Consider the following 23,383-nt stretch of genomic DNA (forward strand, 5'->3'; position numbering starts at 1 on the left):
ACTGAACATATGCAGATGACAAACTCTTGCAGTACCCAGTACCCAGTACCCAGTACCCAGTACCCAGTACCCAGTACCCAGTACCCAGTACCCAGTACCCAGTACCCAGTACCCAGTACCCAGTACCCAGTACCCAGTACCCAGTACCCAGTACCCAGTACCCAGTACCCAGTACCCAGTACCCAGTACCCAGTACCCAGTACCCAGTACCCAGTACCCAGTACCCAGTACCCAGTACCCAGTACCCAGTACCCAGTACCCAGTACCCAGTACCCAGTACCTAGTACCCAGTACTTGCTTATCTCCCTTCCTCTCCCCGCAGCGCTATCACCCTCTCACGCAACACGGCAGAGCTTGCATCTTTGGGCTGAACAGGTTCACCGGCAACTATTTCAATGCGCGACCAGAAACGCTTAGGCATTTTGGTAATGGCCCGGCCACGTTCACGGCTGAAGAAACTCCCCCACAGACCTCGCAGTGCCATTGGCACGACAGGTACCGGTGTGCGGCGAAGGATAACATCCATCCCCCGCATAAACGGGCCTACTTCGCCGTCAGGTGAAAGTGTCCCTTCAGGGAAAATGCAAACCAGTTGCCCCATTTCAAGTTCCAGACGCACACTTTCCAGCGCCTTCCTGATTGCGCCTCCGGTAGTGTTGATGGGGATAACCCGGGCAACATGGAAAAAGTACTGCAAGCCCCGGATATGGTAGTAAGACTCATCCATCACAAACCGGATTGGACGGCGGCTTGCACCAAGCAGCAGCAGGGCGTCTACAAAGCTGACGTGGTTGCACACCAGGAGTGCGCCGCCTTTTTCAGGGATATGGTGAAGGTTGTGGCATTTGATCCGGTACATTACCCGGCACAGGATCCATATCAGGAAACGCAGGGTAAACAGCGGGATCTGGCGGAAGATATAAACCGCAACCAGAAGGTTGAGTGCAGACAGAATGCCGAAGAACTGTGGAATGCTAAGCTCTGCAATGCCAAGCAAAACAATTCCCATAACGGCACTGCCCACCATGAACAGGGCGTTGTAGATATTGTTGGCGGCAATAACCTGAGAGCGTTCTTTTTCATCCGCGCGTTGCTGCATGATGGCATAGAGTGGGACGATAAAAAGACCGCCTGAAACCCCCAACATCGTGAGGTCGAAAAATGATCGCCACAGTTCCGGCTGGCTGACAAACTGGGTAAAACTCTCGACTACAACCGGTGCGTCCGGTACAGAGAACATCAGATCCAGCCCAAATACCGTGATACCGAAACTGCCCAAAGGCACGATGCCCGGCTCAATCTTGTGACCGGAGAGTCGGTCACACAACAAAGAACCCACAGCAATACCGATGGAAAACAACCCGAGCAGGAAGGATACAGCAGCTTCATTCCCGCCGAGGTGCAGCTTGGTAAAGTTAGGGAACTGGGTCAGGTAACTGGCACCGAGGAACCAGAACCAGCTGATACCCATAATTGCCTGGAAGATAATCAGGTCCTTACGGGCAATATCCAAAGTGGTTTTCATCTGCCTGACAGGGCGGACACGGAATTTCAGGTTCGGGTTACCAGCAGGGGCTTCGGGGATAGCGCGTGAAGCCAGGTAGCCCAGCACAGCAAGTACAACAACGGATACTGCCGCGATTTCGTTCGCGCCTGCCTGGTTGGCAATCACGCCTGCTATCAGGGTGCCAAGCAGGATTGCCAGGAAAGTGCCCATTTCGACCAGCGCATTGCCCGGCACCAGTTCGTTGGTTTTCAGTTGTTGGGGCAGAAGGGCGTATTTTACCGGGCCAAAAAAGGCGGACTGGGTACCCATCAAAAACAGCAGCAGAAGTAAAACTGTGTAACTTTCAGTGACAAAGGCTGCTGCTGCCAGGGACATAATAACGATTTCTGCCAGTTTTACCTTACGAATCAGGGAAGACTTTTCGTACTTATCTGCAAGTTCCCCTGCCATGGCGGAGAAAAGGAAAAAGGGCAGTATAAAAACGCCGGCAGCCATGTTGATAAACAGGTTTGACGACATCGACAGTGTTCCCGGTGCAGCAAAAGCAACCAGGATAAGCAGGGTGTTTTTATAAACATTATCGTTAAATGCACCGAGCGCCTGCGTCATGAAATAAGGCAGGAACCGGCGTTGTTTCAGTAGCTCGTGAGTCTTAGCCATCTCGATGTTCCTGGGTCCAGGCTGGGAGGTAAGAGTTCAGAAGGTTGTCTATCAGGTTCTTGCCGTTTACAGGCTGATCTGTAAAGAGCTTGTCATCCACGCTGAGCAACGTAATACCGTGGACACCTGCCCACAATACGCGGCTTGCCTCAGTGACTTCCTGCTGGGAGCGACTAGGGGAAAGGGCTCTCAGCAACCCCTCAAGAATGCCGGTCATGCCGTTTATGCGGTCACTTTGCCATTGGGGCAGGCGCTCCCCTTTCATGTTGTGTTCGAACACCAGTTGCCAGCGGTAAGGGTTTTGTGCGGCAAATTCCAGGTAGCAATAGGCCAGCTCGCGAAGCTGCGCTTTCGGGTCGTTCAGACCAGATAGGCGACTTCTTGCCTGGATTGCCAGTTTATCGACGGTACGTGCAACAACGTGGAGCAGCAGAAGGTTGTAATTACCGAAAACGTTGATCAGGGTGCTGGGTACATACCCGATAAGACCGGCAATTTTCCGGAGACTCAGGTCGTGGAAAGAACGGGTTTCAAGGAAGTTTTCGACAGTGGAAAGGGTTAATTCGGTGAGTTCTTCTCTGCTGTGGTCGTTGCGTCGCGCCATGTCATTCGTCTCTAGTGAACAATGTTCAATAGTGTAGGAATGGCAAAACTAAAGGGCAAGGTGAACTTGCCCTTTGACGGCAGATCTCGGGGAATTAATCCCTGTTTTGGGAGCTGTTAATATGCGACCCGGGCGTTTTTAACCGAAACCTGCTCGTTAAGTGTCCAGAAGTCATAAAGCACGCCAATCAGGAAAAAACCACCGGTAAACAGATAAAGGATACCGGTCAGCCATTTACCCATGTACATGCGGTGCACACCGAACAGGCCGAGGAATGTCAGCAACAGCCAGGCAATGTTGTAGTCAGTTTCACCGGCATGGAAGCGCAAATCCGCCTCGCGGTCCATTGACGGGATAAGGAACAGGTCAATCAACCAGCCAATACCGAACAGGCCAAGGGTAAAGAACCAGATAGTACCTGTTACCGGTTTGCCGTAGTAAAAACGGTGAGCACCGAGAAAACCAAAAATCCAGAGGATGTAACCAAATAGCTTGCTGTGAGTATCGTTCATTATTATTTCTTCCTGCCTGATATACATCTGTTTGGTTGCATGACAGTTAAATAGTTCCGCAACAGCCAAAATCCTACCACCAAGCAGATTAACCCACGATGAAAATGTGCAAGACGGATTGAGAAATATACTATTCGTAACATTTTGATGCCCGTCGCACATTGACTTTTAACCTTGGCTGTCTAGCATGATGACAGCGTGGAACAATCTATAGGTTCAAAATGAAGAAACTCTTCTCTGTGATTGCGCTTATGTTCGTGATGGTGGTTTCGGCCCCTCATGCAGAAGCGAAGAAATTCGGTGGTGGTAAGTCTTTTGGCAAGAGCTTCAAGACTGCGCCGGCACCTAAGTCCCCGACTCAGAACAATACACTGCGTCAAAACGATCCGACCAAAGCGTCGGCGACAAAAAGCAGCAGTAAAAAAGGCCTGATGGGTGGTATTTTGGGCGGCCTTCTGGCTGGTGGCCTGTTGGCAGCTCTGTTCGGTTCGGGTGCTTTTGAAGGTATCCAGTTTATGGATATCCTGATTATTGCCGCACTGGCGTTTATCCTGTTCAAGATCTTCCGCAGCATGCAGCAGGCTAAGGCGGGTTCCCAGAACCACAACAGTGGCCATGCTTACGCAGGTTCAGCCCAACAGGGCAGCCGTGGTTATTACCATGAGCAGAACCAGAACACAGCTTTCCGCCAGGCCGAACAACAGCCACAGGCTTCTGCTTCAGAAAGCGGCTTTGGTGCGGCAGCCAGCGACGTACCGTTTAATTTCCCTCCGGGTTTTGACCTGTCAGGTTTCCTGAACGGTGCCCGTGAGCACTACCGTGTACTGCAAGGTGCATGGAACTACAATGACCTGGACAAAATCCGCGAGTACGTCAGCCCGGAACTTTACAAGGATCTGGTTGAGGAACGTGCGAAGCTGGAGGGTGAGCAACACACCGAAGTAATGTACGTGGACGCAGAAGTGGTTCGTGCTGACTACGACGGTCAACGTGCCCAACTGTCAATCCAGTTCAGTGGCCGGTACATGGACCGCAAAGAAGGTGTTGAAGAAGATATCACTGATATCTGGCACCTTGAGCGTGATACCCGGACACAAAATGCGCCTTGGCTGATTGTCGGCATCCAGGCGTAAAACCGAATTACAATAAAAATTATTCACTGATCCCCCTCAGTGTCCGTTTTGGCGGCTCCTTACATTAAGGAGCCGTTTTCTTCTTTAGGGATTTTGCCCAATTGGATTACAGGAACCGGACCAAGTGACTGTTAGGATTTCACCTCAGGTTTTGCTTATCGCCCTGGGTTTTGTCATGGCTTCCACCTTTTCTGTGTGGAATGTACTGCTGAATAACTTTGTGGTTGAAAGAGCCGCATTTACCGGTAAGGAAATCGGTATCCTGCAAAGCCTGCGTGAAGTGCCGGGCTTTCTGGCATTTACTGCAATCTACCTTTTGCTGTTTATACGAGAACAGCGTTTTGCCCTTTTATTCCTTGCAGTAATGTGTGCCGGTGTCGCCGTAACCGGATGGTTCCCGAGTGTTTATGGGCTCTACCTGACCACTTTGGTGATGTCCGTGGGCTTTCACTACTTTGAGACTGTGAACCAGTCACTGACACTTCAATGGGTACCCAAGGGCGAGAGCGCAGCCTTTATGGGCCGGGTGCTGGCCTGGAAAGGGGCGGCAAGCATTCTGGCATATGGAGCCGTGTGGATGCTGATGGAAGTCCTGGGTACAAGCTATAACACCGTGTATATGTTGTTTGGCCTTGCCGGGCTGGTGGCGGTTCTTGCACTTTGGGTGGCGACGCCAATGTTTCCGCAGCACCACGCACAGAACAAGTCTCTGGTACTGCGTAAACGTTACTGGCTCTATTATGCGCTGACCTTTATGAGTGGTGCCCGTCGACAGATCTTTATCGTATTTGCCGGTTTTATGATGGTGGAGAAATTCGGCTACAGCGTCGGTGATATCAGCCTCCTGTTTATCGTTAACTACCTGTTCAACATGGTATTTGCAGCCAAAATTGGAGCCTGGATTGGAAAAGTGGGGGAGCGCCGTGCACTGACAGTTGAGTATATCGGCCTGATAGTAGTATTTGTTGGCTACGGGCTGGTGGATAACGCGATGCTGGCAGGCGCGCTATATGTGGTAGACCACCTGTTCTTTGCGCTGGCAATTGCGATTAAAACTTACTTCCAGAAGATTGCTGACCCGAAGGATATTGCGTCGACGGCTGGTGTAAGCTTTACCATTAACCATATCGCGGCGGTGGTGATCCCGGCATTGCTGGGAATGCTGTGGCTGGTATCACCGGGGGCAGTATTCTTTATCGGTGCCGGTTTTGCTGGTTGCTCACTGGTGCTTTCGCGGTTTGTCCCGCTTATTCCGCAACCCGGCTATGAGGTAGAGCTTCGCAACGCAAGTGCATCGGCTAACAGCTGAGTGTTCGATTGTTTGGAAGTCGCAGATACAAATAGGCGCCGGTTTTCCCGGCGCTTTTCAGTTTGAACTCTTAAACCGTGAAGGTTGAAACCTTGGCATTAAGCGAATCTGCCTGGATGCTGAGGCTTTCAGCCTGTCGGCGGGCATCTTCTGCATCTTCAGCCAGACGGTCAGTGACATCCTTAATTGCAGTGGTGTTCTGGGTGATCTCCAGCGTAACGTGGGATTGTTCTTCCGCAGCTGTCGCGATTTGTGTCGCCATATCACTGATAATGCGGATGGACTCGCTGATCTGTGTCAGGGATTCACTGGCAGCCTGCGCACCGTCAACAGAGGTGTTCGCCATTTCCGAACTGCGCTCCATAATTTCCACCGCTTTGTTGGTTGTCGCCTGAAGCGTGGTAATCATCGACTGGATCTCTTCAGTAGAAGAGTGCGTGCGCTGTGACAGAACCCGGACTTCATCCGCTACCACCGCAAAGCCTCGGCCCTGTTCGCCGGCACGGGCGGCTTCAATTGCTGCGTTCAATGCCAGCAGGTTAGTCTGCTCGGCAATTCCCTGAATGGCAGAAAGAATACCGTTGATGTCCTGTGCATGCTGGTTAAGTTCGCGGATAACGCCGGTAGCAGTTTCCACTTCACCGGCAAGATCTGAGATCTCACAGCGACTCTTTTCTACCAGATGCTGGCCGTGTTCTGAGTAAGTTGCAGATTCCTGGGCGGCTTGGGCTGCATTTTCAGCATTGGCCGCAATTTCCTGCGTTGCGGAAGACATTTCGGTAACTGCCGTAGCCACCATGGTTACTTCCTGCTGCTGGTTACCCAGGGCATCTACCTGCTTGAGGGCGCGAGCCTGGCTTTCAGAAGACTCGCTGTTTAACTGACGGGCCTGGCTGCCGATGTCCTGGATAAGTGCCTGCAGGCTGCCAACAAAACTATTGAAGTTTTCTGCCAACTGGCCCACTTCGTCCTTGCTGGTAATTTCCAGACGGCCGGTCAGGTCACCACCTCCCTGTGCGATGGTTTCAAGGGCGTTGGAAACATTGCGCAGGGGTTTGAACAGGTAATTACACAGCAGGTTAAACGCAACCATACACGCCGCAATGACAGCGATGGCAATTATGGCCTGCTCCCACAACATACGGATAAGCGGTGCGACTACCGAGTCGTGGTCGACAACAATCACTGTCAGAAGGCCAGTGTCAGGAATGGCATCAACGGTAACATTACTGTCTATGCCATTGACCTTCATTTCTGTCATGTTCCCGCTTTGTGCAAGACGGTTGAGGATTGCCGGGGTAAGACCTTCTGCTGCGGTGTTAGCGAACTGGTTCAGCAATCCGGTATCGGCATGGGCAAAGATTTTGCCGTCACGGGTTGTAATGAACATATGCCCGTCACCTGGTAACAACACATTTTTCAGCTGTTGCAGAATGGCGTTGATTTCAACGTCTGCGCCAAGAACCGCTTCGCCTTTGTCCGTTTTTATAACCTTACCCACCGAGACCACATTGGCACCGCTGGCGGCAGCCACAGTCGGGTTATCCATAAATACCTGGCCCGGCATCGCTTTGGCGTTGTTGTACCAACCCCAGGTGCGAGGGTCATTGTTCTCCGGTGGCAGTTTAACGTTGTTGGCATTGATCTGGCTGCCATCGTTAAACGCCAGGAAGACATTATCAAACTGACCGGAATCGCGAACCTGGCGAACGTGTTTGTCATAATGGGCAGGATCGGCATCTGTCGGGAAAGATGAAAGTGCATGGCCTTTGGATTGGATCCAGTCGGCAACGTAAGTGTTGTAAGACTCGGCGGCACTGTGCAGTCGTTCCTTCAGTTCGGTGTCCAACCGGTTCAGCGAAGAGATGAAAGAGACGGCCATAACAAGTGAACTGCCAACCAGAATGGCAGCGCTGGCAGAGAAGGCCAGTTTTTTTCTGAGTGAAAGCGAACTCGTAAACATGAATATGTTGCTCCAATTATTCCCTGGAAGTCTGGCAGTGCCAGAATGAAGGCTTCGTGGTAAACCAGATGTAATACCAATCAGATTAATTCGATGCACATCCCGGCAGGTTGAAACCATTTTTCCCCCACCTTACGCAGTTTGACGTTGCAGTCGCTGGTATCAGCAACATGTATACAGGGTTGGATGATTTCCCCGGCGTCATTTCAGACAAATGAATCAATCTGTTTGGTATTAGCGGCAAATATGAAGCGGACTTGATATAGAAATCGCACAAATCATATGACAAATTTTCATCAGGACAAAGGTGCTTATCGATAAATCTAATAATTATGCATCTGTATGCTTAATTAGACGCCAGCCGGGAAATCTACACTTGCATCACAGCGCCAAGGGAGCGATCATTCCCGGTTTGCCGCGACGGGATCATCCCGTAGTGGAGAGAAAACCTTCGAAAGCCTGTGAGAAAATCATGAAATGCCATGCCGGGTGCGGTGCATGTTGTATCGCACCTTCTATCAGTTCACTGGGGAAGCCCGCCGGAGAGCGGTGTAAACACCTGACTGCAGAGAACCTGTGTTCTATCTTTGGGAAAAGTGAGCGTCCCAAGGTATGCAGTGACTTTAAAGCCTGTGACTGGATTTGCGGCAAAGGCAGCGCGCAGGCCATTGCCATATTAACTGAACTGGAAGCCGCCACCGTTTAACGGGTGGCGCAATGTGTCGGCGAACCGGAAACCCGGAGTCGTCCGGCGTTCCGGATAACTATCGATGAGCAGTACCATGACAGAACGTTTCTGGGAATCAAAACCCCTTGAAAAATTGACGGACGAAGAATGGGAGTCGCTTTGTGACGGTTGCGGTAAATGCTGCCTGCACAAGCTAATCGATGAAGACACGGACGAGCTTTACTACACCAACGTGGCCTGCAGCCTGCTGGACTGCAAAACGTGCTCTTGCAAGGACTATCCAAACCGCTTCTCTTACGATGAAGAGTGCCTCAAGCTGAGCCGCGATAAAATCGACGAATTCTACTGGCTGCCGGAAACCTGTTCGTACCGCCTGCTTGCAGAAGGCAAGAACCTGCCTGAGTGGCACCCACTGATCACCGGCTCGAAAGATGCCATGCACGCCGCCAACGAATCTGTGCGGGACAAAGTGGTGTACGAAATCGATGTGATTGACTGGGAAGACCACATCATCAACCACCCAAACAGGGTTGATGAAACCGCCTAGTTTTCAGGCTTTCCTGATCTGACAGTGCCACCTGTAAAGAAAACTGCCGCCATTTCATCGCCACACTTGGCTAAATGAATGGCGGTTTTTTGTATGGGGTTGAGATAAACGGTTTTCTATGTGCAAAGCCCCTCTCCGGGGCTTTGGTATATCTGGAATAACTCATTTCACCAACGAAAACACCAATGCTGATACTGCAACTATCCCTGCTGCCAATACAAAATAGGTGCTGGCTTTACTGCGGTATTTGCTCATTGCCGGTACGGTGAACACTGCCACCATTGGCATGATAAACAGGATCATCGCAATGACGGGGCCGGAGAGGGCTTCCATCATGCCGAGGATGCTTGGGTTCATTACCGCAGCAAACCAGATGGCAAAAAACATCACAACCACACCCAAACGGTCGGCAGTTTTCAGGCTCAGGGAAGAGTGTTTTGTAATCAGCCCGTTTAAGCTTTCTCTGGCACCCATAAAGTGGCCAAGGAAAGACGATGTAATGGCAATGAAGGCAACCAAAGGCCCAAGTGTTGCGATAAACGGGTTATTGGTGACGTTTGCCAGATAGGAGAGCACGGAGACGTTTGCCGCTTTGGCATCCGCAAGCTGAGCTGGGCTGAGAGCCAGTACACAGGAGAAAACAAACAGCAGTACAAAAGCAACCAGCATAATCGCAGTACGGTTAAGGATGCTCTCCGACTTCTCGACTGCCTTCTCACCGTAGTGGCGGCGTTGGACATTGGCGAAGCTTGAGACTGCTGCTGCGTGGCTGAAGGAGAAAATCAGCACCGGCAGGGCAAGCCAGGTGGTAAGCGTGAAATCGCTGAACGCAGGAAAGCTAAGTGCCGGGACGTTCCACTCCGGGACCAAATACAGCGAAAGTATGGCAAGAATAGCAACCAGCGGATAAACCATCAGGGCGAATACTTTCAGCATGATTTTCTCCCCGGCCATCATAATGGCGACCATTGGGAATATCAGAAGGCCGGACAGGATGATGCGCGAAGGTTCAGCCATTCCCAACTGGTTTACCAGAAAGCTGCTGACAGTGTTGGTAATGCCTACACCATAGATAAGCAGAATAGGGAAGATGGAGAGAAAATAGAGCAGGGAAATCAGGCGGCCGGCTGATGTACCAAAGTGTTCTTCGACCACATCGGTGAAATCTGCCTGAGGGTTGGATGAAGACAGGACAAAGCGGGCCAGGCCACGGTGAGCCAGGTACGTGAGCGGAAAAGCCAGTGCCGCCATCAGGGCCAACGGCCAGAAACCGCCAATTCCCAAATTGATGGGCAGGAACAGGATACCGGCACCTACTGCAGTACCAAACAGGCTAAGTACCCACTGTGTATCATGTTTTGACCAGGAAGCGCTGTTAGTAACGCTGCGGGGAAGGGAGACTTCTTGGGTATAACTCACGTGAAACTCACTATTTTTAGTGTTTTAGTCTGCTTGAGTCTACATAGTCAGAATTCCTGTCGCGAATAATAGGCCTAGCATTAATAACTAACATTAAGAGGTGTTGCTGGGTGGTATAGTGTAAATATCTTATATTTGTGGTTTTATGTCCCGGCAAAATGTCTCTTATTTGAAATATAAAACCAAAATTTAATGATTTTTAGCGCATTGTTCTTTTGCTGGTTAATTAAACGATTTCGATATAAGTGACTGATACTCGTTCACCTGTTTGCAGACAACTGCTTTAAGTACTCAGCTTCTGTTGCAAAGTTCCGACTGTCAGCCCGGTCGAGAAAGACGACACCGTTGAGATGATCCAGTTCATGCTGGAATATCCTTGCGATAAACCCATCAAACCGGCATTCAACGTACTCCCCCTCCAGAGTCATGTACCTCACTGCGATGGAAACAGATCTTGGCACTTTGGCTCGGATCCCCGGAATGCTCAGGCACCCCTCCCAATCAAGTGCGGTTTCTTCACTGTGCCACACCAGTTCCGGGTTGATCACTAGTGTAGGCTCCATCTTCGGAGCATCCGGATACCGACTGTTTGGTTTAGAAGCCACAATAAATGCCCTGACCGATTTGCCAACCTGCGGGGCGGCAATGCCAACGCCGTTGTGGAACGCCATGGTTTCCTGCAGATCCTGGAAGAAAGCCCGGTGAGATTTGAGAATGTCTGGTGAAAGCGGCTGTGCGATATCGCGCAACTGTGGGTTACCCAGTTGGATGATGTCCATTGTGTTTTCCCTGAGGCATGGCGAGCGATGAGATATAGCTCGCAATAATTCTATCCGTGATGGTTATGGGTCATTTCCCACACCAATTTCCCGCCAAATTTCACTGATTTGAAATCAAAATGGTTCAACAGGTTTCTTCCACGAAAATATCGTTTTTCCTTACTTAATTACATCATACATTAGCCTCGCCCCGGATGTGATGCCGGGTAAAACAATAAATAAACCTAAGTCAGTAAATTAAAAGGAAGCCCAAAGATGCAAACCATTACTGTGTCATTGCGATCGGCAATGATGAGCAGGAACGCATTGATCCTGCTCGCCGATGTTGTGTTGCTTGCTGTTCTGAACTTAACCCTGCCGTTTGAGCCCGATGTGGTAAAAGGTCTCTCCATCTTGACCTTTATCGCGATACTGTGGCTGACGGAAGCTCTTCATGTCAGTGTTACCGCTATTCTTGTGCCTTTACTGGCAATCGGGTTTGGCATTTTCCCGACGGCCAAGGCGCTTTCCAGTTTTGCCAACCCCATAATATTTCTGTTTCTCGGCGGCTTTGCGCTGGCTGCGGCGCTGAGCAAACAAGGGCTCGACCGGGCGATTGCGAACAAAATTGTTTCAGCCGCAAAGGGGAGCCTTGCCGGTGCCACTGTCGTGCTTTTTGTTGCTACAGCGTTCCTTTCTATGTGGATTAGCAACACAGCAACAGCTGCCATGATGCTGCCGCTGTCAGCCGGGTTGCTGGCTTCGGTCAGTGAAGAAAAACACCGTAACACCCATGTATTTGTCTTATTGGGAATTGCTTATTGTGCCAGTATCGGCGGTATTGCGACACTGGTGGGCAGTCCTCCTAATGCTATTGCTGCCGCCGAAGTCGGTTTGGACTTTATGGGCTGGTTCCGTATCGGCCTGCCGGTTACTGTGGTGTTGCTGCCTGCCGCAATTGTCATCCTCTATTTTTACCTTCGCCCTAAAATGGATTTTGCTGTCGATTCCCATGATGTAAAAATTGAATGGACTCGGGGGCGCGTTACCACTATGGCGATTTTTGGCCTGACAGTGTGTTGCTGGATTTTCGGTAAACCCATCAATGCGATGCTGGGCGGGCTCTCTTCCTTTGATACCGTTGTTGCCCTGAGCGCCATTGCCCTGCTGGCGGTAACAGGATCAGTGGAGTGGAAAGACGTAGACCGTAACACCGACTGGGGAGTGTTAATGCTGTTCGGGGGCGGGCTGTGCCTGAGCGCGATGATTTCTGCCACCGGTACCAGCGCATTCCTTGCTGGCCACTTGAGCGCATTCCTGTCTGAAGCCGGTGTACTGGTGACCATCCTTATCCTGGTCAGTTTTGTTGTTTTCCTGACCGAAGTTTCGAGTAATACCGCGACTGCCGCGTTGCTGGTTCCAGTGTTTGCAGGCGTGGCTGTTGAAATGGGGATGTCGCCGGTAATGACGTCTGCCCTTATCGCTGTATCGGCATCCTGCGCCTTTATGTTGCCTGTTGCGACGCCTCCAAATGCGATTGTGTTCGCAACTGGTAAGGTTAGGCAGTCAGAAATGATGCGGGCTGGTTTTGTACTCAATGTGGCATGTATTGCAATTATCAGTGTATTTGCGCTGCTTTTCTGGCACTAACTTTATTTTCCCCAAATGCAGGCCGGCAATTTGCCGGCTTTTGGTGTTTATGGGTTCCAATATCATTGCTTTGAACCACGTAAAGTTCATATTGAGATTTAAGAGAAAAATATCCACAGATATCCACAAAGTCAGGCGGGAAATAGTGCTATCCGATTAAGGAAACTACTAATTATCTTTATTTTTAGTGGGTTAAATCAGGCCGGATTGGACTTTATGACATAAGATTAATATCAGAAAACAAATTACTTTAATAAACAGAACACTATTCACGGTTCTCGGATTTTTCGCAGCTTTGAGAAGAAATCGTAAATCAAGCTTGATATTGTGAGGGTCATTTGTTGGTTATTTGAACTGTTATGATTCGTAAAATTGGCGCTGTTTACAGAGCCTGTTTTCCTTCCCGGCAATTATTAATACGGCAAGGAGCACAGGTAAAGATGCTCACCATTCCTGGCTGGTTACAATGTTCTGTTGTAACCGGACTGTTTGTGGTTATCTCTTGGGCTGCGTACGCGACCAATCAGCTGATTTACCAGCAGGAAGAATTCAACCGCCGGCATGAAAGCCTCTACAGTGAACTGACTTTGCTGCGGAATGAAACTATCAGGCAGGGCGAAGACTGGCAGAAAAAATACGATACCACCACCGCCTTGCTGACAGCGCAGAACGATTCAGAGCGGCTTCAGTGGCAAAAAAAATATGAATCCGGGACACAGGCACTAAAAGATAAACTGGCCGCTGAACGTGAACAGTGGCAACAACAGATCGATGCGAAAACGCGTGAATTGCATACCCGATACGAGGCCGAGAGAGAACAGTGGCGGCTTCAACATGAAGATGAACAGCGGGAATGGAAGCAGCTTGCCAGCCAGTTAAAAGAAGAGAACCAGCAGCAGCACGACAAGCTGAAAATACTGCTGCACCAGCAGTCGGTATTGCTGGATATGCGGGCAAACCTTCCCGCGACAGTGACCCGACCGGCAGAGGCTGAAGAACCGCAGGCATTTAACAGACCTCCTTTCCCTGAACAACCCTTTTCCCTCCAGGCTTCAGCCCTTGAGAACCATATCCAGTTTTTGTTCAGCGACTGGGCATCCCGGATCATTTCACGCAAACAGGCTATCCTGACGGCATTCAAGGATGCCGGGATTAAGTATTCCGTTGAGGAGATACCAAGCGGGCAGGGTGGTCCTTTCCAAGAGGCGAATCTGGAGCTGTTGCCGCTCGGCTACGATGAAACACTGGACGATCTGACAACGCTCAATGAGCTTGAAACCTATCTGGATGGCTTGCCTGATGTTCTGCCCGTGAAAGAGGATAAGTATTACATCAGCAGTCGCTATGGATACCGAAAGGATCCTTTTAATAAAAAACGTGCTTTTCACCGGGGACTGGATCTCGCCGGGTGGCCAAAAACCAAAATTTATGCGCCTGCCGATGGAACGGTTGTGCGGGCGTTTAAGAACGCTGGGTACGGTAAATTTATCGAAATCCGGCACAACAACGGCATCATTACCCGGTATGGGCACCTTCACTCGTTTAAGGTAAAACGGGGGCAGAATGTTGCCAAGGGGCAGGTTATTGGGTTGATGGGAAATACGGGACGCAGTACCAACAACCATCTGCACTATGAGATTGTGCAAGACGACAGGTACTTAAACCCTCTGCGTTTTTTTGAGGTAATCAGTCATGTTCAGCAGCAGTAAGAAACAACCACAGGGAAGCGGGTTACTTTCGCTGATATCACCGGACACCACTATTGAAGGGAAACTGACCTGCAGCGGTGAAATTCAGGTTGATGGTACAGTTATCGGCGATGTAGTTGCCGGGAAGCTGGTTTTGGGAGAGAGCGGGCGAATTGAAGGCTCTATCCAGACCGACTGGCTGGATGTCCGTGGAACTGTAACGGGTAATATCTTTTCCAATGAAGTTAACCTTCGCAGCAGCGCCAATGTTAATGGGGATATTGTGCAGGGTTCTTTGTGCATTGAACCGGGTGCGGTGTTGCAAGGCAACATCTCTCGACTGCCGGAACTGCAGCCGGAAAGTGAAGTGACTGACATCGGTGCGTTGGTTCAGCAGCAGTCCTGATTTTGTCCAAAACCCATTCGTAAAAAAGCCGCCTTTTTTCAGGCGGCTTTTGCAAAAACATTTCCAGTGCAGCCGGGTAAGGCTGCCGTGTCAGTTAATGGGCTTTTTTAAGTTTCCCGAATACTGACACGACCCCGACAACAACCAGGCCTGCAAGGATGCCGATGACACCGTTTAACAGGGTAGGCACGACCGCTGAGACCACAGCACCTACGCCAGGAATAAGCGCGGTGGAAGAGGCCGCTTCAGAAATCCACTCACTCAGCAAATGGAAGCCGTGAGTGAGGATACCGCCACCGACAAGGAACATGGCAACCGTGCCGATAACGGACAGTGCTTTCATCAGGTATGGGGCAAGTGCCAGCAGGCCGCGGCCGACTGACTGGGTGAGCCCACCGGACTTCTTGCTGAGGTAGAGGCCAGCATCATCAATTTTTACGATAACTGCTACAAGCCCGTAAACGCCGAGCGTCATCAGAAGGGCAATGAGTGACATAGTAATGAGCTGGGTCATAAATGGGTGCTCGGACACTACCCCCAGTGTCAGTACAATAATTTCAGCGGAAAGGATGAAGTCTGTACGTACCGCACCTTTGATTTTTGCTTTCTCTTCTTCCGGTGTCAGCGGCTTTTCAAGGCTGTGCTGAGCTTCCTCTGCCGATGGGGCTTCGTGTTTATGGAAAAAGGCTTCAAGAATTTTTTCAGCCCCTTCGAAACAGAGGAACAGGCCGCCCAGCATCAGTAAAGGGGTGATCAACCAAGGAACGAATGCACTGATGGCAAGGGCAGCCGGAACCAGGATAGCTTTGTTCACAAGTGAACCTTTTGCCACAGACCAGACAACCGGCAGTTCACGATCTGCGGCAACACCAGTCACCTGTTGGGCATTCAGCGCCAGGTCATCTCCCAGCACACCGGTGGTTTTTTTTGCGGCAACTTTGCTCATGGCCGCAACATCATCAAGAATGGACGTTATATCGTCGAGGAGTGTTAACAGGCTTGCTCCAGCCATAAATTATTCACCCTATCAATAAAATGCATGGTTCGCATTATTTACGCTTTTTACCTTGTGGAAGCAATGGTTTTATATGCTCTCTGGCTTTTCTGGGTAATAAAGATAGAATGGCGGGCTTAATTTTCCCCTAATGATTTTGATTATTTCTGGAGTCACTGAATGCGGGTAGTGCTTGGCCCGATGGAAGGCGTGCTGGATCACCTGATGCGTCATCTATTGTGCGAAATCAACCAATATGACATGTGCGTCACTGAGTTTGTACGGGTGGTTGACCTCGTGCTGCCAAAACGCGTCTACCTGAAATACTGTCCTGAGTTGGAAAACGGAGGCCGCACGCCATCCGGCACACCAGTACGCGTTCAATTGCTGGGCCAGGCTCCGGAAATCATGGCGGAAAACGCAGCCAATGCGATTGAGTATGGTTCATACGGCATTGACCTGAACTTTGGGTGCCCGTCAAAACTGGTTAATGGCAGCAATGGCGGTGCGGCACTTCTCAAGCAGCCAGAACTGATTTACCAGGTGGTAAAAGCAGTTCGTGAATCTGTTCCCCAGGATCAGGTTGTCAGCGCGAAAGTCCGTCTTGGGTTTGACGATTGCTCAAGCTATCCGGAAATTGTGGATGCAGTAGTACAGGGCGGTGCCAATGAGCTGGTGGTTCATGGACGCAGCAAGGCCGACGGTTACCGTGCCGGCACGATTCGTTGGGATCTTATCGGTGATATCGCCCGGAATACGCCTATCCATATTACCGCCAACGGTGACGTCTGGAACTGGGCTGATGGGCAGAAATGCCTGGAAGTGACCGGATGCGACACTCTGATGGTTTGTCGTGGTGCGCTGAACATGCCAAACCTTGGCCGTCACTTGAAAGAAAATGCCGAACCCATGCACTGGCTTGATGTCCTCCGGCTGATGCTGCGCTATTCAGAGTTTGAAATGAAAGGGGATAAGGGCCTGTATTACCCTAACCGGATCAAACAATGGCTGACGTACCTGCGTCATGAATACCCCCAGGCTCAGGATGTGTTTACCAAGGTACGTGTCCATAAGGTTGCCGGTGATATTGTCACAGTGTTGCAGCGTGAGCTGGATATTCTGGAAACGGTGGCGGTATAACGCAGCCCAAACAGCCGTCCCCGTGAAAGCGGGGATGCTGTGATTACTCTCCTGTACCTACAACCACACTATGCACTAAAAGTAGTGGCAAAACCTCGTTGCCCATCATTCTGGCTAAATTGGCTGATGGCGGGAAATTGGGTATAGTTGCCGCCATCCCTATCTCCAGAGTGAACCTCAATATGTCTTCTCTGATTAGCCTTCCAACACATTGGGAAGGCATGCCTGAAACCTTTGTCGAAGGTGCCCTGCTTGCTGCCAATCTTGCTCCGGCTCCCCTGGAACCGGAAACCTGGCTGCCACTTCTGGTCACCGGCGGTGTTGAAGAAGAGCCGATGCCGGTTGTCGACGATACGTGCCGAGAGGTGATCCTCAACCACTTCCAGACCCAATATGTTTCTTTGGTCAGCAACGGCTATGAGTTGCCTGGACAGCTTCAACCGGTATCCGGTGAGGTGTCTGAAAACCAGCAAAACATGGCGGAAGGCTTCCTGTGTGTCTGGCAGGTCATCGCTCCAATGTGGGAAAACGTGGCAGCTTCCGATGGCAGTTTCCGGATGCTTTCCGGCCTCCTGACTACCATGATGCTGGTGATGGATGAAGAGGGTACACTGGAAGAGATGCAGGCAGCCGGTGTTGAGCCACTACCTCCATCGAACCAGCTGTTTGAAGCACTGAATATGATGCTGTGTGAATCGGCAATGGCAGCAGATGAAGCCCAGCATGGCCATGGTTCCCAATCAGTGAACCCGTACCGTGATGTTGGCAGGAATGATGACTGCCCATGCGGTAGCGGTAAGAAATTCAAGCAATGCTGCGGCCAGACACAATGAGCGCGATCCGTGTTGTCGCCGGGGTTATTGTTAAAGATGGCTGCGTCCTGATTGCACAAAGGAAAGATACCCACTCCCAGGGGGGATTGTGGGAGTTTCCCGGCGGCAAGGTAGAGACCGGGGAATCAGATTCTGCGGCGTTAGTCCGGGAGTTACAGGAAGAGCTGGAAGTCACGGTGTCAGTCGGGCGTAACCTTGGCGAAAATACCTTTCACTATCCGGACAAATCTATTCGGTTGTGCGGCTACTTTTGTGTGGTGGAATCCGGTGTGATGAAACTGAACTGCCACCAGAAAGTGGTTTGGGCAGAACCTGCCGCACTAAAGGACTATTCGTTCAGTGCGGCAGACATGCCGTTTGTGGCATTACTTGAAAAGGGTTCGTTCCCGCTTTCCGAACAGTTGAGAGACAACCACCACTGCAAGCACGGCTAACTGGGCGGCAAAGATAACCACCAACCACTGCGGCATTGAAAGGGTAAGGAATTGCCAGACGACCTTGCCGCAGTCACCATAAGCTTCAAACATCCATGGCGCCCACTTGTTTAACGGTGCCCATTCCGGGAAGCGTACAAAAAGGTCACAGGTAGCCCCAAACAGCACATTTGGATCCGGGAACTGGTAACTAACGTGCTCCATAGCCAGTTGCAGGCCACGAAATGCGCTGTAGCCCCATCCGGCAAAACCCAGCCAGCGGAAGACCACATTGCCCGGCGCCATCATCCCAACCAGTGCAGCAATACCCACTCCCATCATGGCGACGCGCTCATAGATACACATCACACATGGGGCCAACTTCATCACATGCTCAAAATAGAGCGCAGTCAGCTCAAAACCGACGATAGAGATAAACAACAAAAACCAAGCTGTTCGTTGAGTAGAAATTCGGTATAGGAAGCTCATAGCGTCGCCGTTCAGGAACAAAAAAGCAAAGTCCTGATACTACAGGACTTTGCTTATGCACGTATAGTCTTAATTTTCCGGTATGGGAGCCGCTTTCAAGTCAGAAAATGAGGCTCCCTGAAAGGCTATTTAGTGGCCTGCTGCCGCCGCAGCATCCTGGATCATATGTGCTGTCTCGCTGATCCATCCGGCGTGGATCATCCACTCAGTTGCCGGGGTGAGCAGAAGCTCAATTCCACCCAGGCCGACCAGTGCCAGTACGATTGTATATGGGAATGCCATAACGACCATACGACCATAGGACAGGCGAAGGAGCGGGGCCAGTGTTGAGGTCAGCAGGAACAGGAACGCAGCCTGGCCATTTGGCGTAGCAACCGACGGCAGGTTGGTACCGGTGTTGATAGCGACAGCCAGCAGGTCGAACTGTTCACGACTGATAGCACCTTCAAGGTAAGCGGCTTTAACTTCGTTGATATATACCGTGCCGACAAATACGTTGTCAGACACCATGGAAAGCAAGCCGTTTGCAATGTAGAACATGCTTAACTGGTCATGGCCTTCCATTGACAGTACCCATTGGATAACCGGGGCAAACAGCTGTTGGTCGATGATAACAGCGACGATAGAAAAGAATACCGCCAACAGGGCTGTAAACGGCAGGGCTTCCTCAAACGCTTTACCAATCTGGTGTTCGTCGATAACACCTGTAAAGGAGGTTGCCAGTACGATTACTGACAGGCCAATCAGGCCAACAGCAGCAAGGTGAAGTGCCAGGCCGACAATAAGCCACACTGCAATCATGCCTTGTACAATCAGCTTGGCCACATCCAGATTAGTACGCTTGGCGCGCTCTGCACGGTCGTAGTCAACCAGAATGGCACGGACAGTATCCGGCAGTTTTGCGCCGTAACCGAACAGATGGAACTTTTCGACAAACATACAGGTTGCCAGGCCACAGAAGAGTACTGGGATGGTAACGGGTGCCATGCGTAGCAGGAACTCGCCGAACTGCCAGCCAGCCTGGTCAGCGATGATCAGGTTTTGGGGCTCACCCACCATCGTCATCACGCCACCAAGAGCGGTACCCACACCGGCATGCATCAACAGGCTGCGCAGGAACGCGCGGTAATCTTCCAGATCCTGTCGGCTTGGTTCATGGACGGCATCGTCAGATGTATGGTCGTGTTTAGACTGGAAATCCTTGCCCGATGCCACCTTGTGGTAAATCGAGTAAAAGCCTACTGCAACGCTGATAACCACAGCGATAACGGTAAGGGCATCAAGGAAAGCAGACAGGAATGCTGCTGCGGAACAGAATGCAACAGAGAGTAAAACTTTGGAGCGTATACCCAGCAGTATCTTGGTAAAGATGAACAGCAAAAGCTGCTTCATAAAGTAGATACCAGCCACCATAAACACCAACAGCAGCAGAACTTCGATGTTGGCTACAAGCTCGTGTTTAACTTGATCAGCACTGGTCATGCCGATAGCTACAGCTTCTATTGCCAGCAAACCACCCGGTTGAAGGGGGTAACATTTCAGCGCCATTGCCAGGGTAAAGATAAATTCTGCTACCAGTACCCAACCGGCAATGAACGGGCTTACATGAAAAATGATGGGGTTAATGATGAGGAACGCAATAATGAGGACTTTGTACCAATCTGGCGCTTTACCAAGAAAATTCTTGATAAAAGCATTCCCTAGCGTTGTTGCCATTATAGTTATCTCTATTTCAAATGATGGTCACGAAAACACATTGCATCGGCGCAAAAGGTGTCACACGAGCTGAAACTGTCGTTCGCGTTCTGTGGCGCATTATCACTGTTTTTGTATGTCAGTAAATGTTTTGTAGACAGTCAATTGCGAGAAATTTCCTGGGCCTTAGCAATCCCTTGGGCTTGCCCGACGCCAACTTTACATTGAGAAACCAATCAGTCAAGTTTGCCTATCTCTATTAACGTTTTTAACGAATATTTCATCTTAAAACGGGAGGTACGTCAGGCGGCCTAATTATTACAGAATGTAACAGAATATTACAAGTTGCGTAGCACACCGTAAAAACGTGAGTTGGCTCGAATGTGAGAACGAATGTGGTAGGCCTGTCGATGCGTTGTAAAACGGAGTTTAACGGTTCTGATCTGGGTGGTATGATGAGTTGCTATAAAACGACAAGAAGCAACGCGGATATAATAATAGATGGTGATTAAGGCAGATAGCCCGGCAACATTTGCTGAGAAGTATATCATTGAAAGTATTTGGAATAATCACTTTCCTAAAGGTTCTATTCTTCCTGCGGAACGTGAGCTCTCAGAACTGATTGGTGTAACACGCACGACCCTGCGGGAAGTGCTTCAGCGTCTTGCTCGGGATGGCTGGTTAACAATCCAGCACGGTAAACCCACTCGGGTTAATGATTACATGCAGACCTCCGGCCTGAATATCCTTGATACCCTGGTAACGCTTCGCGGTCAGGATGTTCATGGTGTCCTGGAAGATCTGCTGTCCGCCCGTACAGATATCAGCGGCGTATTCATGCGCTATGCAATTAAAGCGCAACCTGAAGCCTGTGCGGAACTGATTGAAAAGGTTATTGGCCGTTGTCAGGCTCTGATGGCTGCTGACAGTTTTCATGCGTTTGCTGACAGTGTGGAAGAGAAAGATGCACTGTACCAGGAAGCGAAGAAAATCGTTGAGGCTTTCGGCAAAACCGATGAAGCACTGTGTGAACAGATTTGTCGCGCCCGTGCATTCAATTTCTACGACTACATGCTGTTCCAGGGCATGGCACACCTTTCCGGCAATAAAGTTTACGCCCTGACTATCAATGGTATGCGTAAGATTTATGGCCGTGTTGGCGGTTACTATTTCCTGGATAGCCGTGCCTGTGAAGCGGCAATGAAGTTTTATCACAACCTTCTGCAACTGACCAATGACAAGCTTCACCAGCAAGCGTCAGACTTGGTCAAGCAGTACGGACGTGAGTCTGGTGTACTGTGGTTCACCCATCGCGACCAGATTACCCAGCTGATGGAGCAGGAAGAGGCCTGATTGCCTTTTTGGCTACGGACAGTAAAAAAGCCTGCAGATGCAGGCTTTTTCGTTGCTGGTTGACTCTGGGATGCTGTAAGTCAGCTTCCACTAAGGATATCCTCATCAAACTTCTGTCTTTGGGGGCAGGTCATCAGGATTTTACCTTTACCATCGGGTTGTTCTTCCTCCAGTACCACTTCAAAGCCCCAGAGCCTGTATACGTGCTTAAGCACCTGATCAGCGGAGTCACCCAAAGGGATACGCTGATGGGGAACATATCTCAGGGTCAGTGATCGGTTACCCCGAAGGTCTACATCCCAGACCTGGATGTTTGGTTCGTGGTTGCTCAGGTTGTACTGGGCGGAGAGGCGCTCACGGATCTGACGGTAACCTTCTTCATTGTGAATACTGGTCACCTCAATATAGTTATGCCTGTCATCATCCTGTATGGCGAAAAGCTTGAAGTCCCTCATCACTTTAGGTGACAGGAACTGGCTAATAAAGCTCTCGTCCTTAAAGTTTTCCATCGCAAAATGGACAGTTTCAAGCCAGTCTGCACCAGCAATATCCGGGAACCAGTATTTGTCCTCTTCTGTCGGATCTTCGCAAATCCGGCGAATATCCTGAAACATTGCAAAGCCTAGGGCATACGGGTTGATTCCGCTGTAATACCGGCTGTTATAGGAAGGCTGTGCAACCACATTGGTGTGACTGTGCAGGAACTCCATAATGAAACGGTCGGTTACCTTACCTTCGTCATACAGGTGATTGAGAATGGTATAGTGCCAAAACGTTGCCCACCCCTCATTCATAACCTGGGTCTGCTTCTGGGGATAGAAGTACTGGCTGACCTTACGGACAATCCTGATCACCTCGCGCTGCCAGGGTTCCAGCAACGGAGAGTGTTTCTCAAAGAAGTAGAGCAGGTTTTCCTGAGGTTCTTTCGGGAAGCGTTCCTTTTTAACCTCCATTTCTGCTTCTTTACGCGGAATGGTTCGCCACAATTCATTTATCTGGCTCTGAAGGTACTCCTCACGAGCTTTCTGGCGGGCACGTTCTTCCGCCATAGAAATTTTCTGAGGGCGTTTATATCTGTCCACCCCGTAATTCATTAATGCGTGGCAAGAGTCGAGTAGGTTTTCCACCTCGTCAACGCCATATTTTTCTTCACATTCGGAGATATAGGTTTTGGCAAAAAGGAGGTAGTCGATAATGGAGCCGGCATCTGTCCAGCTCTTGAACATGTAATTGCCTTTGAAGAAAGAGTTGTGGCCATAACAGGCGTGTGCCATTACCAATGCCTGCATGGTAATGGTATTTTCTTCCATCAGGTAGGCAATACAAGGGTCGGAGTTGATGACGATTTCATAGGCAAGGCCCATTTGCCCGTGCTTGTAACCACGTTCGACTTCAATGAACTTTTTGCCAAAGGACCAGTGGTTGTAATTAATGGGCATCCCGATGCTTGAATAAGCATCCATCATCTGTTCTGACGTGATGATCTCTATCTGGTTCGGGTAGGAATCCAGCCGGTAGAACTCAGCTACCCGCTTAATTTCCTGGTGATAGTCTTCAAGCAGGCCAAATGTCCAGTCCGGCCCGTCACTCAGTGGTTTGGTTTTCGTTTTTGTGGCCATACG

The 23,383-nt window shown here is 50.3% G+C and carries 21 protein-coding genes; 11 read left to right on the plus strand and 10 right to left on the minus strand.

The window, feature by feature from the left end; genetic code table 11:
* Window positions 1-298 precede the first annotated feature (298 nt).
* The 3 genes from NF212_RS05470 to NF212_RS05480 all read right to left on the minus strand — a co-directional run bounded on the left by NF212_RS05470 (window position 299) and on the right by NF212_RS05480 (window position 3,283).
* Entirely contained in the window at window positions 299-2,167 is a 1,869-nt protein-coding gene (locus tag NF212_RS05470; RefSeq protein ID WP_434359537.1) for an MFS transporter, read from the minus strand.
* Window positions 2,160-2,771, minus strand: a complete 612-nt coding sequence (locus NF212_RS05475; RefSeq protein ID WP_434359539.1) for a TetR/AcrR family transcriptional regulator — start codon at window positions 2,769-2,771, stop codon at window positions 2,160-2,162. The genes NF212_RS05470 and NF212_RS05475 overlap by 8 nt, the downstream gene beginning before the upstream one ends.
* A 116-nt stretch (window positions 2,772-2,887) precedes the next feature.
* Window positions 2,888-3,283: an NINE protein gene (locus NF212_RS05480; RefSeq protein ID WP_434359541.1), complete on the minus strand. Its 396-nt coding sequence runs from the start codon at window positions 3,281-3,283 to the stop codon at window positions 2,888-2,890.
* Between the two features lie 221 nt (window positions 3,284-3,504).
* Between NF212_RS05480 and NF212_RS05485 the strand changes: the two genes are divergently transcribed.
* Window positions 3,505-4,416 (plus strand): Tim44 domain-containing protein, encoded by a 912-nt coding sequence (locus NF212_RS05485; protein WP_434359543.1) that lies wholly within the window; start codon window positions 3,505-3,507, stop codon window positions 4,414-4,416.
* A 124-nt stretch (window positions 4,417-4,540) separates the two neighbouring features.
* Entirely contained in the window at window positions 4,541-5,725 is a 1,185-nt protein-coding gene (locus NF212_RS05490) for an MFS transporter (RefSeq protein WP_434359545.1), read from the plus strand.
* 70 nt (window positions 5,726-5,795) lie between these two features.
* On the opposite strand, the gene NF212_RS05495 is transcribed toward NF212_RS05490, so the two are convergent.
* Complete coding sequence (locus tag NF212_RS05495) at window positions 5,796-7,688, minus strand: methyl-accepting chemotaxis protein (RefSeq protein ID WP_434359547.1); 1,893 nt, start codon at window positions 7,686-7,688, stop codon at window positions 5,796-5,798.
* Window positions 7,689-8,160: 472 nt separating this feature from the next.
* Between NF212_RS05495 and NF212_RS05500 the strand changes: the two genes are divergently transcribed.
* Window positions 8,161-8,394, plus strand: a complete 234-nt coding sequence (locus NF212_RS05500) for a YkgJ family cysteine cluster protein (RefSeq protein WP_434360835.1) — start codon at window positions 8,161-8,163, stop codon at window positions 8,392-8,394.
* A 76-nt stretch (window positions 8,395-8,470) separates the two neighbouring features.
* Window positions 8,471-8,923 (plus strand): YcgN family cysteine cluster protein, encoded by a 453-nt coding sequence (locus NF212_RS05505; RefSeq protein WP_434360836.1) that lies wholly within the window; start codon window positions 8,471-8,473, stop codon window positions 8,921-8,923.
* 162 nt (window positions 8,924-9,085) lie between these two features.
* On the opposite strand, the gene NF212_RS05510 is transcribed toward NF212_RS05505, so the two are convergent.
* Together NF212_RS05510 and def are read right to left on the minus strand one after the other, a co-directional pair.
* Window positions 9,086-10,342 (minus strand): aromatic amino acid transport family protein, encoded by a 1,257-nt coding sequence (locus tag NF212_RS05510; protein ID WP_434359549.1) that lies wholly within the window; start codon window positions 10,340-10,342, stop codon window positions 9,086-9,088.
* 260 nt (window positions 10,343-10,602) lie between these two features.
* Window positions 10,603-11,121, minus strand: a complete 519-nt coding sequence (gene def / locus NF212_RS05515; protein ID WP_434359551.1) for a peptide deformylase — start codon at window positions 11,119-11,121, stop codon at window positions 10,603-10,605.
* A 255-nt stretch (window positions 11,122-11,376) separates the two neighbouring features.
* Between def and NF212_RS05520 the strand changes: the two genes are divergently transcribed.
* From NF212_RS05520 to NF212_RS05530, 3 genes are all read left to right on the plus strand, one after another.
* Window positions 11,377-12,750 carry an SLC13 family permease gene (locus NF212_RS05520; RefSeq protein ID WP_434359553.1) on the plus strand — a complete coding sequence of 458 codons (1,374 nt, stop codon included), beginning with the start codon at window positions 11,377-11,379 and terminating at the stop codon, window positions 12,748-12,750.
* A 440-nt stretch (window positions 12,751-13,190) separates the two neighbouring features.
* Window positions 13,191-14,459, plus strand: coding sequence for a peptidoglycan DD-metalloendopeptidase family protein (locus NF212_RS05525; protein WP_434359555.1), 1,269 nt, complete (start codon window positions 13,191-13,193; stop codon window positions 14,457-14,459).
* On the plus strand, window positions 14,443-14,844 hold the full coding sequence (locus NF212_RS05530; RefSeq protein WP_434359557.1) for a bactofilin family protein: 402 nt from the start codon (window positions 14,443-14,445) through the stop codon (window positions 14,842-14,844). The genes NF212_RS05525 and NF212_RS05530 overlap by 17 nt, the downstream gene beginning before the upstream one ends.
* Before the next feature lie 94 nt (window positions 14,845-14,938).
* Here NF212_RS05530 and NF212_RS05535 read toward each other — a convergent pair whose 3' ends face one another.
* Complete coding sequence (locus NF212_RS05535; RefSeq protein WP_434359559.1) at window positions 14,939-15,856, minus strand: DUF808 domain-containing protein; 918 nt, start codon at window positions 15,854-15,856, stop codon at window positions 14,939-14,941.
* Between the two features lie 162 nt (window positions 15,857-16,018).
* On the opposite strand from NF212_RS05535, the gene dusC reads away from it, so the two are divergent.
* From dusC to NF212_RS05550, 3 genes are all read left to right on the plus strand, one after another.
* Window positions 16,019-16,978 (plus strand): tRNA dihydrouridine(16) synthase DusC, encoded by a 960-nt coding sequence (gene dusC / locus NF212_RS05540; protein ID WP_434359561.1) that lies wholly within the window; start codon window positions 16,019-16,021, stop codon window positions 16,976-16,978.
* 98 nt (window positions 16,979-17,076) lie between these two features.
* A complete protein-coding gene (locus tag NF212_RS05545; protein ID WP_434359563.1) occupies window positions 17,077-17,811 on the plus strand; it encodes an SEC-C metal-binding domain-containing protein in 735 nt (244 codons plus the stop codon).
* Window positions 17,808-18,245 carry a (deoxy)nucleoside triphosphate pyrophosphohydrolase gene (locus NF212_RS05550; protein WP_434359565.1) on the plus strand — a complete coding sequence of 146 codons (438 nt, stop codon included), beginning with the start codon at window positions 17,808-17,810 and terminating at the stop codon, window positions 18,243-18,245. Before NF212_RS05545 ends, NF212_RS05550 begins: the two co-directional genes overlap by 4 nt.
* Here the strand turns inward: NF212_RS05550 and dsbB are convergent.
* Together dsbB and nhaB are read right to left on the minus strand one after the other, a co-directional pair.
* Window positions 18,177-18,713, minus strand: coding sequence for a disulfide bond formation protein DsbB (gene dsbB / locus NF212_RS05555; protein ID WP_434359567.1), 537 nt, complete (start codon window positions 18,711-18,713; stop codon window positions 18,177-18,179). The two genes, NF212_RS05550 and dsbB, sit on opposite strands and share 69 nt — an antisense overlap.
* A gap of 129 nt (window positions 18,714-18,842) precedes the next feature.
* Window positions 18,843-20,429: a Na(+)/H(+) antiporter NhaB gene (nhaB, locus tag NF212_RS05560; protein WP_434359569.1), complete on the minus strand. Its 1,587-nt coding sequence runs from the start codon at window positions 20,427-20,429 to the stop codon at window positions 18,843-18,845.
* Between the two features lie 480 nt (window positions 20,430-20,909).
* On the opposite strand from nhaB, the gene fadR reads away from it, so the two are divergent.
* The gene (gene fadR / locus NF212_RS05565) at window positions 20,910-21,761 is read left to right on the plus strand and encodes a fatty acid metabolism transcriptional regulator FadR (RefSeq protein WP_434359571.1); all 852 of its coding nucleotides are present in this window, start codon (window positions 20,910-20,912) and stop codon (window positions 21,759-21,761) included.
* An 80-nt stretch (window positions 21,762-21,841) separates the two neighbouring features.
* On the opposite strand, the gene NF212_RS05570 is transcribed toward fadR, so the two are convergent.
* Window positions 21,842-23,380, minus strand: coding sequence for a SpoVR family protein (locus NF212_RS05570; RefSeq protein ID WP_434359573.1), 1,539 nt, complete (start codon window positions 23,378-23,380; stop codon window positions 21,842-21,844).
* Window positions 23,381-23,383 lie beyond the last annotated feature (3 nt).

The organism is Parasalinivibrio latis, from assembly GCF_036825535.1.
Taxonomy (GTDB): domain Bacteria; phylum Pseudomonadota; class Gammaproteobacteria; order Enterobacterales; family Vibrionaceae; genus Parasalinivibrio; species Parasalinivibrio latis.